The sequence below is a fragment of the Psychrobacter sp. DAB_AL43B genome (assembly GCF_900168255.1).
Taxonomy (GTDB): Bacteria; Pseudomonadota; Gammaproteobacteria; order Pseudomonadales; family Moraxellaceae; genus Psychrobacter.
Window position 1 is genome coordinate 1,609,209 of sequence record NZ_LT799838.1, and the last position, 12,492, is coordinate 1,621,700.

The following is a 12,492-nucleotide window of genomic DNA, read 5'->3' on the forward strand; positions in this document are numbered from 1 at the left end:
CGCATTGCACATATTAAAATATCAAGGTGAAATTGCTTTATCACCTTGATATTTTTGGTTTTATTGCATGATAAGTCGCTTTAGTTGACCATAAGAGTTATATTTAAAAACTGTAAAATTCTTTGTAATCAGATATAATGGTTAAGTTATATTAACAATTATAAAGTAGCTTAGGTGAGAATATGTTAGATAATTTACGTGGTATGGCCGTGTTTGCCAGTGTGGTCGGACACGGCTCTTTTAGTGGTTCAGCTCGCGAACTGGGTATTACCACCAGTGCTGTCAGTCAGCAAATACGCTCTTTAGAAAACGAGCTCGGTGTGGTGTTATTACATCGCTCAACCCGTAAGCTAAGCTTAACAGAAGCGGGTGCAAGCTTTTATGAGGCGGCTAAAGACGTCGTTAGCGCAGCAGAGCAAGGTCGAATTAAAGTCAATCAACTACGTGATGAGCTGGCAGGTAGTTTGCGTATTGCAACGACACCTGAGCTGGGTGTACATCATATTTTGCCAGCTTTATCTACTTGGATGTCAGCGCATGACGACCTCAGTATCACTTATTTTGCAGACAATAATTATATTGATATGATTGATGAGCGTATCGATATTGCGGTACGTATGAGCCCCAATATCAACGACTCAACTTTGAGTAATCATCCCTTATCTGATGTGCGTCAAATGTTGGTCGCTTCACCACAATATTTACGTCAGCACAAAAAGATTGAAACCCCGAAAGATTTGGCAGACCATCAGCTGATCTGCATTGATATCATGAAAGATGCGAATCATGTTGAGCTTACTCAGACTGAGACTGGTAAAAAAACACGCATTAAAATGAACTCACGTATCCATACCAATAATGTCTTTATGGCAATGACCATCGCCAAAGAGGGTCATGGAATCCTTAGAATGATGGAAATGGATGTTAAAAAAGAGCTGGAATCTGGCAATTTGGTCGAAGTTTTGACCGGCTACCAGATGCCAAGCTTTGTGCTGTATGCTGTTACCTTAAACCGTGAGCAACAGCCTGCAAAAATCACCCGCTGCTTAGAAGTATTAAAAAAATACTTTCATGCAAACTAACGCTTGATCTATTTAAGCGCTAATGCAGTTGACTGATTAGTAACAAGAAAAAATCCTATAGATAATGTATATCTATAGGATTTTTTTAAGCGTGTGTTTTAACGGCTGTTATTTGAATATCATTTTATAACAATGGTTTAGAACGATGGTTTTAATAAGTTAACAAGACGTTCGACCACTTGTGAGCTTTCATCACGGCTAATATTAAGCGGTGGTAGCAAACGAATGACATGACCACCAGTGACGTTGATGATGAGTTTCTGTTCATCACGGGCACGATCAACCAATTTGCTACAGTCCATATCCTTGGGTAGTACAATCCCAATCATCATCCCAGCACCGCGGCTACTGACCCCATATTCTCCAAAAGCATCAACCATACTCTCGCGGATAAACTGTCCTTCGCTGACAGCATTGTTCATGATATCGCTGTTTGCCAATACTTCATATACGCTATGTACCACGCGGCTGGCTAATGGCGTGCCACCATAGGTTGAGCCATGACTACCAGCACCGAACAAGCCGTTAGCGCGACCACGTACCATACAAGCCCCTACTGGGAAACCATTACCTAAGCCTTTGGCCGTCGTCAATACATCAGGGCGAGCATTACTATGCTGATAAGCGAAATATTTACCAGTGCGTCCATTACCGGTTTGCACCTCATCCAGCATAAATAACCAATTATGGGTATCGCATATTGCTTGTAGCTGTTCAAGGTAAGTAAAGCCGTTAGCCGCCGTATTAAGACCGCCTTCACCTTGAACAGGCTCTACAAAGATAGCGCAAATATCTTCATGGTCATGAGCTGCTTGTTCAATCGCTGCAATATCACCAAAAGGAACACGAATAAAATCTTCATCTAAGGTATAAAAGCCTTCGCGCGCCTTAGGGTTGGCTGTGGCGGATAAGGTCAATAGCGTACGACCGTGGAATGATTGCTCCATGACTATGACTTTTGGGCGCTTAAAACCCTGCTGATACGCGTATAGCCGTGCCAATTTTAGTGCTGCTTCGTTTGCTTCAGCGCCACTATTAGCAAAAAACACACTGTCCATTTGCGCCGCATTACATAAGGCTTCACCAGCACGCTCTTGCCAATCGATACCAAATAAATTACTGGTATGAACCAAAGTTGCCGCCTGCTGCTGGATAGTATCTGTGACTTGTGGATGACAATGGCCTAAGCCACATACCGCGATACCAGTCAGTGCATCTAAATAGGGGGTATCATCTTTGGTATAAAGCCAACTTCCTGAACCTCGTGTAAAGCTGATTGGTTGACGATTATAAGTGGGCATCAGGTAAGTAGCAGACATGTACAACATCCTTGAAATAATAAAGTGGTTAAAGGTAGGGGTTATAGCTCATCAGAAAACGGCGTAGATTCGGCAGGTAAAGTATAATCTTCGTTTGCCCATGCGCCTAGATCAATAAGCTTGCAGCGATGACTACAAAAAGGCTTATATTTATTGTCTTGCCATGCAGTCTGAGTGCCACAGCGTGGACAAGGATAGGTTCTGGGTGAAGTGTTGGTGCTGGGAGTAAGTTCAGTCATAATAAAAGTAAGTATATCCTTGGTATTATCAAAATAGGTTAGCAAAAAAGAAAGTATTTATAATTATAATAAGCGACAAATAAGAGTCAGTATTGTGTGTCTATTCTAAAATTATTGCTATAGCGAACAGCTTTACAGTGCCATTTGTCGATGGATAATCACGGTCCTTGTATTACTATTGGGCTGCATTGACTATATAATAGCATGTGGTCGAATAATGACAAATGACAAATACTTTAAGGGTAGTACATGACTGACAATCTCGAGCTTTCACATCAGCAAAAGCGTGCATTTCAACCACAAAGACTCTCAGCGCCACGCAATTTTACGCTGCCAGAAGTATTGGCTAAAAGTGAAGTGCCTTTAGTATTAGAGATTGGTGCAGGGAAGGGCAAGCATGCGCTTAGCTTTGTGCAGCAAAATCCTGATAAGCATCTTATTGCTATTGAGCGCACTCGCAATAAGTTTGACGCCTTTACTAAGTTGGCGGCGCAGCAAAAATCAAGCAATTTAGATGCTATTCATGCTGATGCTATTGCATGGATCGTACATGCGATTGCGCCCAACAGTATCGATAGCATTTTTATACTATATCCCAATCCTGAGCAGCATAACCCCAATCAGCAATGGTTAAATATGCCTTTTTTTGAATTTTTGCTTTCTCGTTTGAAAGTAGGCGGGGAAGTAATATTGGCAACTAACATAGAAACTTATATAGACAATGCTGAGCAGCAAGCGCACGAGGCTTGGTGTCTACCGAACATACGCCGTAAAGTCAAAAGTGACAGTCAACGTACCCATTTTGAAGTTAAATATTTAGCGCGCCAAGAAACCTGCTGGCAGCTTACCATGCGCAAGCCTAAAGACTACCAAACCAGATTTGATAGCTGGACTATAGATAATCTAAAATCTATAGAGATATAGCCTAAGCAAAAATAAAAGAGCAATACCCAAAAGTAGATAAAGTTAGAAGCAAACTAATACACGTATCTAGAAAATATAAAATAGCCTAAGCAATAAAAATAAATAAACAAAAAAACCGCCCCAAAAGGACGGTCCAAAAAGTAAGTAAATCTTTACATTATAAGAAAGGCTTTACTAATGTATTAGAGTCAGTATGCGCATCAAGTACCGTCAAAAAGGTATAGGCGCCAATAAATTTTCGACTGATAAACATAAATTCCTTGGGCGGAAGATTAAACTCAAAAGATTGCATAGCTCGTGTGGCATCATTTGAAAGGCGGGTATGTAATTTACTATTTGCCCAAATATAGCGCTGCTGTTCGTCCAAACAATCAGCAGGGATATCAGGGTTTAGTGCAGGATCACTGAAAGGCTCTGTAGCAAGCAAAAACAATGAGGCGATATCAGAGCGTACTTTATCGCTCATAGTATCGAAAAAATCATAACCTGTCATTGCCAACATCATTGCCTGATGGTCATGACGATATCCTGCTCGTAACAGACCATGAGCAATCGTTAGTAGATTATTATCAAACTGACGAATAGCACCAAAATCTAATAAGACCAGTTTATCTATCTCATTTTTATCATGACTGACACGAACGAGGTAGTTGCCAAAGTTTGGGTCCGTCTGCATTTCGCCCCAAACAAAAATTTCTCGTATCATGATCTCGATGGCAGCCTGACCGATAGCATTACGGCTCTCATGAGGTAATAATTGTAACGCTTCAGAAACGACGCTAATACCGGGTTCATAAGACATACATAGCAAGCGTTTGGTTGAGTAATTACGATTAATTTTGGGAACGATATAGCGTGGGTCATCAAGCAAACGTTCATAGAAACGCTCAGTAGTGGCCGCTTCTGCTTCGTAATCAACTTCATGATGGAGTAGGTCACGTATCTCTTCAAACCAAGCATCGAGTGAGCGTGTTTGAGGAACAATATTGCTGACTTTTAATAAACGCTTAAATAAAGCAAGATCAGAATTAATAGCATCAGCCACACCCGGGTATTGAATTTTCAATACCACCTGTTCACCAGTCGCAAGCACTGTGGCACGATGAACTTGAGCGAGGGATGCTGTACCGATAGGAACGGGATCAACCTCAAGCTCATGCAATTTATTACCTAATAACTGGCGTAATGTCTGCTCAATTTTTGGCCATGCTAATGTAGCTGTATCATCATTGAGCGTTTGCAGCGCGCGCGTGATTTCAGGTGGCAAGATATGCTCACCATAAATCGCCAGCATTTGACCAATTTTTACCACTGAACCTTTTAGCTTACCCAGCTCTTCTGCCAAGTAATTCGCCTGTTCTTCCATAAAAATTTGGTTACGTGCCGTACGGGCTTCTTTATTTAAGAACATACCAGACACGCTATTACCTGCCCAACGACGACCAATATTTAATGAGGTTTTGGCAATCGACATCCGACGCTCAAACCCTGAAGTTTTTAGGTTATCGATTGATTGCTTGGTATTAGATTGCTTATTATTAAAAGGTCTAGAGGTATCATTTGCCATAATATAATCATTCATCCGGTTGGTATTGATTTGTGGGTTTAATACCTACAATACAAGGGAGATGCGACACACTGGTACAAAATTGTACCATATAAAAGGGAGGTAGGTTGATGAGGCTTAGTTGACCGCTGTTACTTACTTTGTCAATTCAAGTACGATTGCTCAAATAATCATTACTTACTGATCTTATCTAGTATAAATTATGCTCTACTAGAACTTATACTCCAATATAGTCAGTTCAATATAAAAAATATACGTTAAAAATAGCGTCATGCTGGGATAAGTTTTCCTCGCTTGCTGTGCGCTTCACACTCCAGAGGCTTCGAAAAATTTATCCCAGCAGCACTGTATTCTTTTTAAATTGAATCGAATATATGATGGCCTTTATTCTAATACGTAGTACTTTATCATTTTTAAACTGGTTGGCTGATATTAAAAGTGATAGATCAAAAAAATACGACCTAGCATCACACTAGGTCGAATAATTAGACAAAAATTATGAGCATTTCAATATTAAACGGAACCATGTTGTTCATAGTCATGTTGTTCATAGTATCGTTTATGACACAGTTTATAACGTACTGAGTATTAATATTAAGTGTTTTCACGGGCAATGGCATGATGACCGATATCACGGCGATACTGTGCACCATCAAAACTAATCGCAGCAGTTACTGCTAATGCTGCTTGCTGGGCGTCTGAGATGCTATCTGCTAATGCGGTGACACATAATACGCGTCCACCATCAGTAATAATTTCTTTTTTACTATGAGTCGTTACATCAGGATTAATATTGTCCAACTCAGCATGACTAAAGGCAGTACCTGCATGGAAAACTTTTACAGCATTATCGCCTTGGTTATCAAGTGCTGGTAAACCAGAAATGACATCACCTTTAGAAGACGTTTCAGGATAGCCTTTTGAGGCGATGACAATACCAAGAGCAGGGCGCGCGTCCCAGTTGGCTTCACTAGGTAGATTACCTGCCAGCCCTTGAGCGACCAAATCTACCATCGAGGATTTTAAACGCATCAGAATTGGCTGGGTTTCAGGATCGCCAAAACGGCAGTTGAATTCAATCACATACGGATCACCAGCATCATCAATCATTAAGCCCGCATATAAAAATCCAGTATAAGGATGACCGGCAGCTTTCATCGCATCAACGACTGGCTGAATGACTTGTGTCATTACTTTATCATGCACCTCTTGAGTGACTACTGGGGCAGGCGAATAAGCGCCCATACCGCCAGTATTTGGACCGGTATCACCTTCAAACGCACGTTTATGATCTTGGCTGGTTGCCATAGGCAAGATGTGTTCACCATCTACCATACAAATAAAGCTGGCCTCTTCGCCTTGCAGAAACTGCTCGATGACCACGCGACTTCCGGCATCGCCAAACTTATTGTCCGCAAGCATATCGTCAATTGCTTCATACGCCTGTTCGATAGTCTCAGCTACGATGACACCTTTACCAGCAGCAAGTCCGTCAGCTTTAATAACAATGGGAGCGCCTTGCTCGTCGACGTATGCTTTCGCACTTTCTACATCAGTAAAACCTTGATAGGCAGCAGTTGGGATATGGTTTTGTTCCATAAACTCTTTAGCAAAGGTTTTTGAGCCTTCTAATTGCGCACAATATGCGGTTGGGCCCCATGCTTTGATGCCAGCTTCGCGGCAAGCATCGACAATACCCGTAACGAGTGGCGCTTCAGGACCAACGATAACCATATCAATAGCGTTATTTTGGCAAAATTCAATGACCGCACTATGCTCACTAGCATCAGTTGCAATTTCTAAAATGACGTTTTGACACTTAGGCTCAAGAGCAGTACCAGCGTTACCGGGAGCGACATAGACCTGTTGTACTTTTTCATCTTTCGCACACTGCCATGCCAATGCGTGTTCACGACCACCTGAGCCAATCACCAAAATATTCATCATACGTCTTGCCCTTAGCATTAATTATTAGTAGCGAGTCAATAAAGCACTGTTAAACATAATGTCGTATTCTAACAAAAAAGCTGCATCGATTGCCATGAGTATCAGCCTGCTAGTAAGTATTCTCAAACAATAATAGAAAATAGAAGAACGAGTCATCAACTGAAATATTGTCTCATTAGTAAAGGTTATCGACTTGGTGCTGATTCATAAAATGATTGTGCTATTGCTAGATGAGTAGGTGCGTTACACTTTAGCAGACAAGCGCTGTCACTATCATAAGCTGTCACTGTCATAAACAGTACCCTAATCAGTCGCTTGCCAGCATAAGGACATATAAAATCACGGAATAATAAAACGCGAGTCATATAGCACTAACCGTTAATACGATTATATAACCCTAAGTAAGAAACAAACTTATAAAAAAGGACAATAAACGCTATGCCAAATTCCCTAAATATTACAGAAGAGCGCATTAGCCAAATAAGCGATATTGCCACCAGTTATGTGCAAAAGGATAAATCGCTGCTTGACCATTTCATTCATAGTTATTACCAATCGTTGCATAAAGAAATGGCTGATGCGATCAGCGATGCAGACCTAGCAGGGATGGCGCTACATCATTTTACGCTACTTAAAGGCTATGATGGCAGTAGTCCACAGTTGGCTATTTTAAACCCAATTGCCGAGGAGCAACATTTTCATAGCTCGCATACGGTTATTCAAATGGTGGCGTATGATCGCCCTTTTCTAGTAGATACACTGCTGATGACGCTTGAAGCGCAGGGTATTGATGTACATCGCACTTATAACATCATCGTCAGCGTTCAACGCGATGATGACAATAGCATCACTCACATCGAAAGCGCTCACGAAAGCGCCACCTCTCACTTGTCTTTAATCCAGTGTGAAATTGCTTACCAAGATAAGGATAAGTTAGCGGCATTACAGCAAGTGCTACTAGATAAAGTAGATACACTCGACACGGTAGTTGGTGACTGGGGGAAAATGCAGGAACGCCTCAGTGAAATTAAAGATGAGTTATCAAAAAAACCACTGCCAGAAGTTTTTTATTCACGCCAAGAAATTCAAGCCTTTTTAGATTGGATGACCGATGAGCACTTTATTTTCTTAGGGTTTCGTGAATACCGTTTAGAAGTTAAAGAGGGCGAAAAAGAATCTGATTTAAAGCTGTTTTCGATTGGTAATAGCGGTCTTGGTCTGCTACGCGGTGGCGAACAAGATGCACTGTCAAAGAGTTTTGACGAGTTACCTAGCAATCTTAAGAAGCTATTAACTGAGCCGCGAGTATTAACGCTCTCTAAATCAAGCCGTGTATCACCCGTGCATCATTCAGTATATATGGATTTTTTGGGTATTCATAAGTTTGATGACCATGGTAGTTTGGTCGGTGAGTATCGATTTATTGGGTTGTTTACGCCCCAAGCGTATCAGCTAAGCGTACAGCAAATACCGTTACTGCGTGAAAAAGCCAATAAAATCATGGCGATGGCAGAATTGCCACGCGATGGTCATGCCTATCATAAAATGATGCATGTGATTAATAGCTTACCGCGTGATGATTTATTTCAAGCCAGCGTCGAAGAGCTATATCCCATCGTCTCTGGTATTACTCAATTGCAAGACAAAAAAAGCCTGCGTTTATTTAGCCGCATTGACCACTATCAACGCTTTGTTTCCTGCTTGGTTTATATTCCGCGCGATAAATTCAATACTGAACTGCGTATCAAAGTACAAAATGTGCTTAAAGAGGCTTATGGCGGTACATCATCTGGCTTCACTACCGAATTCAATGAGTCCGAGCACGCCCGCGTCCATGTCCACGTAAGAACAGAGCCTGGTCATGTTAATGCGGTCGATAACAGCACTCTTGAAACTGAGCTATCAGCACTGATGCAATCATGGGGCGATAACTATCAAAAGATGCTGTTGGATAATGTGGGTGAGCAGCAAGCCAATGCCTTAATGCGCAAATTCTTAAGTTATATTCCCGCCGCCTATCAAGAGCGTTTTGATGCGAGAACGGCCGTCGAAGATACCAAGCGTTTGGCAAATTTGACTGATGAGCAGCCGATACTTTGGCATTTATACCAATCTACAGGAGATGCCAGTAATCAGTTGCATCTAAAGCTATATGGCCGTCAGCAGCCGGTTATTTTATCTAAAGTATTGCCAGTATTAGAAAATTTCGGCGTTTCGGTTGTTTCAGCACAAACCTATGAGTTTGATTTACCTGAACAAGCCATTTGGATGCAAGAGTATGAACTGACTTTGGAGCATGTTGATACAATCGATATGCAAGTGGTACGCGGTCAGTTTGAAGACAGTCTTAAACAAATCTGGGCTGGTAATGTTGAGAGCGATAGCTTTAACGAGTTGATATTAACCACCAAACTTGATACTTATGAAGTCGTTGTACTACGCGCATTATCAAGTTATATGCGCCAAGCACGCGCGCCGTTCTCGAATGTTTACATTCAACAGACGGTGGTAAAAAATAGCGACATTAGCGTGTTATTAGCGGATTTATTCGACACACGCATGAATCCTAAATATAGCGACCCTGACAGCAAAGAGCGTTCAGAAAAAACAGCGAAAATTAGAGAGCAAATAACGACTGCGTTAGCGGCTGTCGATAGCTTAGATGAAGACCGTATTTTACGCTGGTACTTGGACTTAATTAATGCCATGGTGCGTACTAACTTTTATCAAAGAGACGCGGATGGTCAGCGCAAAGACAGGCTGTCATTTAAATTTTTAGCGGCAGATATCCCTAACTTGCCTAAACCCAAACCTATGTTTGAAATATTTGTCTACTCACCGCGTGTTGAAGCGGTCCATCTACGTGGTGGTAAAGTCGCCCGTGGTGGTCTGCGTTGGTCAGATCGTATGGAAGATTTCCGCACCGAAGTACTCGGTCTGGTCAAAGCGCAAATGGTCAAAAACGCCGTGATTGTACCGGTTGGCTCAAAAGGTGGCTTTATTGTTAAGACCAAAACCATGGCTGATGGACGCGAAGCATTCCAAGCTGAGGGTATTGCTTGCTATCAAGCGTTCCTACGCGGCATGCTCGATGTTACTGATAACATCGTTGATGGTAATATTGTCCCGCCAGCCAATACCGTGCGTCATGATGAAGATGACCCGTATTTAGTGGTTGCCGCCGATAAAGGTACGGCAAGTTTTTCTGATATCGCCAATGCCTTATCTGCTGAATATAACTTTTGGCTTGATGATGCCTTTGCATCAGGCGGCTCAGTCGGTTATGACCATAAAGCGATGGGTATTACGGCACGCGGTGGTTGGGAGTCGGTCAAACGCCATTTCCGGATGCGTGGCATGGATATCCAAGCAAGTGATGAATTCACAGTCGTTGGTATCGGTGATATGAGCGGTGACGTATTCGGTAATGGTATGCTACGCTCACGTCATACCAAGCTGGTTGCCGCCTTTAATCATTTGCATATATTTATTGATCCAAACCCTGACGCTGAGACTTCTTATATCGAGCGTGAGCGCTTATTTAATCTACCACGGTCAACATGGGATGACTATGAAAAGTCACTGATTAGCCAAGGCGGTGGTATATTTGCGCGGACGGAAAAAACCATCGCCATCAGTCCTGAGATGAAAGCGCTGTTTGATATCAGCGATGATAGCTTAGCGCCCAATGATTTTATCAGCGCCTTATTGCGTGCACCGGTTGATTTAATTTGGAATGGTGGTATCGGTACTTATGTGAAGAGCGCCAATGAAAGCCACGCTGATGTCGGCGACCGTGCCAATGATGCAGTGCGCGTTAACGGTGGTGAGCTACGTACGGCAGTGGTCGGTGAGGGCGGTAACTTGGGCTTTACCCAGCAAGGGCGTATTGAATACGCGCAAACGGGCGGCCGTATCTATACCGATGCTATTGATAACTCAGGCGGCGTTAACTGTTCAGATCATGAAGTTAATATCAAAATCCTACTTGGTAAAGTGGTCGAACAAGGTGATATGACCCTAAAACAGCGTAACGAGCTGTTAGAGAGTATGACCGATACCGTGGCAGAATTAGTATTACGTCAAAACTATCTGCAACCACAAGCGATTGAGCTGAGTCATATTCGCGCAGCGGCAAATTTAAGTGATCATCAGCGTTTTATTCAACTGTTAGAAAGCGAGCAACGTCTGGATCGCGCGATTGAATATCTACCATCAGATGAAGAAATTGCCAAACGTCAGAAAACAAATACTGGCTTGACCAATCCAGAGCTGGCCGTTGTCATGGCTTACGGCAAGATGTGGGTTTATGATAATTTGTTATTATCTGACGTACCCGATGCTCCTTACTTTATCAATGAGCTGCGTCAGTACTTCCCAGATGAATTGGCATCCCGCTTCTTTGAAGAGATGACTGAGCATCGTTTGCACCGCGAAATTATCAGCACTTATTTAACCAACAATGTCGTCAATCGCTTAGGTATCGAGGCGTTATTCCGTCTGACCGAGGAAACAGGGCAGTCGCTGGCGACTATCATTCGTGCCTATGCCATTGTGCGTGATGTCTTTAATGTCTCAAAAGCATGGGAGCTGCTTGAATCACTTGATAATAAAGTGGATGCGACGCTGCTGCTTAATCTTGAGCTGCGTCTGCGTGATGCGCTTGCACATGGCGTAGTCTGGTTTATCAACGCCTTTGGACAAGACTTGCAAGTCGCCGATATGATTAGCCGCTTTGGGGATAGTGTCGAGCAATTAACCAAGTCAGGCGGATTTATCGAGCAGCAGTTCGCCGATTACTTACAAGAGGATAAGGTACGTTTAAGTAGCACTGGTCTGACGGATATCGATGCAGCGCTATTTGCCATGTTGCCTTATCATGTTGACGCCCTAGATGCAGCACTACTTTCTGAGCAATATGAGCGCCCTGTCGATGAGATTGCGACCCTATACTTTGAGGCCTATAAAGTCTTGCAGTTAGATTGGATGATGGAAAATATTGCCACATTACCGCAGCAAGATCACTGGGATCGCCGCGCGCGTCATGCACTGGTGAATGAAGTCACTCGCACTCTGCGTTTACTAATGGATGCGCTATTATCGCAGCCTGACTCTAAGCAAGCATTTAATGACTGGAAATCGCGTCATGAAGATCAGCTTGAATCGGTAACGGCTGAGATGCAAAAGCTCGATGACCTTTATAATAACAATGAAGACAGCAATATCAGCTTATCTACGTTATCCGTACTGATGAGTGAGTTAAGTGGTTTAGTGACTAAGTAGCTAAATATAAGTAGCTAAATATAAATAAAATCAGTAATTATAATTATAGTTACTTACTTATCCTGTAGAAGACAAAAGCCACCGTTATCAATTAACGGTGGCTTTTTAATGGTTATTAGTCAGTAGTAAAA

General features: G+C 42.3%; 7 protein-coding genes. 3 read left to right on the forward strand and 4 right to left on the reverse strand.

What is annotated here, in order from left to right; genetic code table 11:
• Nucleotides 1-182 precede the first annotated feature (182 nt).
• Nucleotides 183-1,082 carry a LysR family transcriptional regulator gene (locus DABAL43B_RS07095; RefSeq protein ID WP_079691717.1) on the forward strand — a complete coding sequence of 300 codons (900 nt, stop codon included), beginning with the start codon at nucleotides 183-185 and terminating at the stop codon, nucleotides 1,080-1,082.
• 137 nt (nucleotides 1,083-1,219) lie between these two features.
• On the opposite strand, the gene DABAL43B_RS07100 is transcribed toward DABAL43B_RS07095, so the two are convergent.
• Together DABAL43B_RS07100 and DABAL43B_RS07105 are read right to left on the reverse strand one after the other, a co-directional pair.
• Complete coding sequence (locus tag DABAL43B_RS07100) at nucleotides 1,220-2,401, reverse strand: aspartate aminotransferase family protein (RefSeq protein WP_079691718.1); 1,182 nt, start codon at nucleotides 2,399-2,401, stop codon at nucleotides 1,220-1,222.
• A 41-nt stretch (nucleotides 2,402-2,442) separates the two neighbouring features.
• Nucleotides 2,443-2,640 carry a DNA gyrase inhibitor YacG gene (locus DABAL43B_RS07105; protein WP_079691719.1) on the reverse strand — a complete coding sequence of 66 codons (198 nt, stop codon included), beginning with the start codon at nucleotides 2,638-2,640 and terminating at the stop codon, nucleotides 2,443-2,445.
• A gap of 249 nt (nucleotides 2,641-2,889) precedes the next feature.
• Between DABAL43B_RS07105 and DABAL43B_RS07110 the strand changes: the two genes are divergently transcribed.
• Nucleotides 2,890-3,564 (forward strand): DUF938 domain-containing protein, encoded by a 675-nt coding sequence (locus tag DABAL43B_RS07110; protein ID WP_079691720.1) that lies wholly within the window; start codon nucleotides 2,890-2,892, stop codon nucleotides 3,562-3,564.
• Between the two features lie 157 nt (nucleotides 3,565-3,721).
• Here DABAL43B_RS07110 and DABAL43B_RS07115 read toward each other — a convergent pair whose 3' ends face one another.
• Nucleotides 3,722-5,131: an ABC1 kinase family protein gene (locus DABAL43B_RS07115; RefSeq protein WP_079693066.1), complete on the reverse strand. Its 1,410-nt coding sequence runs from the start codon at nucleotides 5,129-5,131 to the stop codon at nucleotides 3,722-3,724.
• Nucleotides 5,132-5,725: 594 nt separating this feature from the next.
• On the reverse strand, nucleotides 5,726-7,075 hold the full coding sequence (gene purD / locus DABAL43B_RS07120) for a phosphoribosylamine--glycine ligase (RefSeq protein ID WP_079693067.1): 1,350 nt from the start codon (nucleotides 7,073-7,075) through the stop codon (nucleotides 5,726-5,728).
• 441 nt (nucleotides 7,076-7,516) lie between these two features.
• Between purD and DABAL43B_RS07125 the strand changes: the two genes are divergently transcribed.
• Nucleotides 7,517-12,361, forward strand: coding sequence for an NAD-glutamate dehydrogenase (locus DABAL43B_RS07125; RefSeq protein WP_079691721.1), 4,845 nt, complete (start codon nucleotides 7,517-7,519; stop codon nucleotides 12,359-12,361).
• Nucleotides 12,362-12,492 lie beyond the last annotated feature (131 nt).

Excerpts from the sequence above, each read along its gene's own strand:
- DABAL43B_RS07095 (WP_079691717.1), top strand. The coding sequence starts at position 183 with ATGTTAGATAATTTACGTGGTATGGCCGTGTTTGCCAGTGTGGTCGGA.
- DABAL43B_RS07100 (WP_079691718.1), bottom strand. The coding sequence starts at position 2,401 with ATGTCTGCTACTTACCTGATGCCCACTTATAATCGTCAACCAATCAGC.
- DABAL43B_RS07105 (WP_079691719.1), bottom strand. The coding sequence starts at position 2,640 with ATGACTGAACTTACTCCCAGCACCAACACTTCACCCAGAACCTATCCT.
- DABAL43B_RS07110 (WP_079691720.1), top strand. The coding sequence starts at position 2,890 with ATGACTGACAATCTCGAGCTTTCACATCAGCAAAAGCGTGCATTTCAA.
- DABAL43B_RS07115 (WP_079693066.1), bottom strand. The coding sequence starts at position 5,131 with ATGGCAAATGATACCTCTAGACCTTTTAATAATAAGCAATCTAATACC.
- purD (WP_079693067.1), bottom strand. The coding sequence starts at position 7,075 with ATGAATATTTTGGTGATTGGCTCAGGTGGTCGTGAACACGCATTGGCA.
- DABAL43B_RS07125 (WP_079691721.1), top strand. The coding sequence starts at position 7,517 with ATGCCAAATTCCCTAAATATTACAGAAGAGCGCATTAGCCAAATAAGC.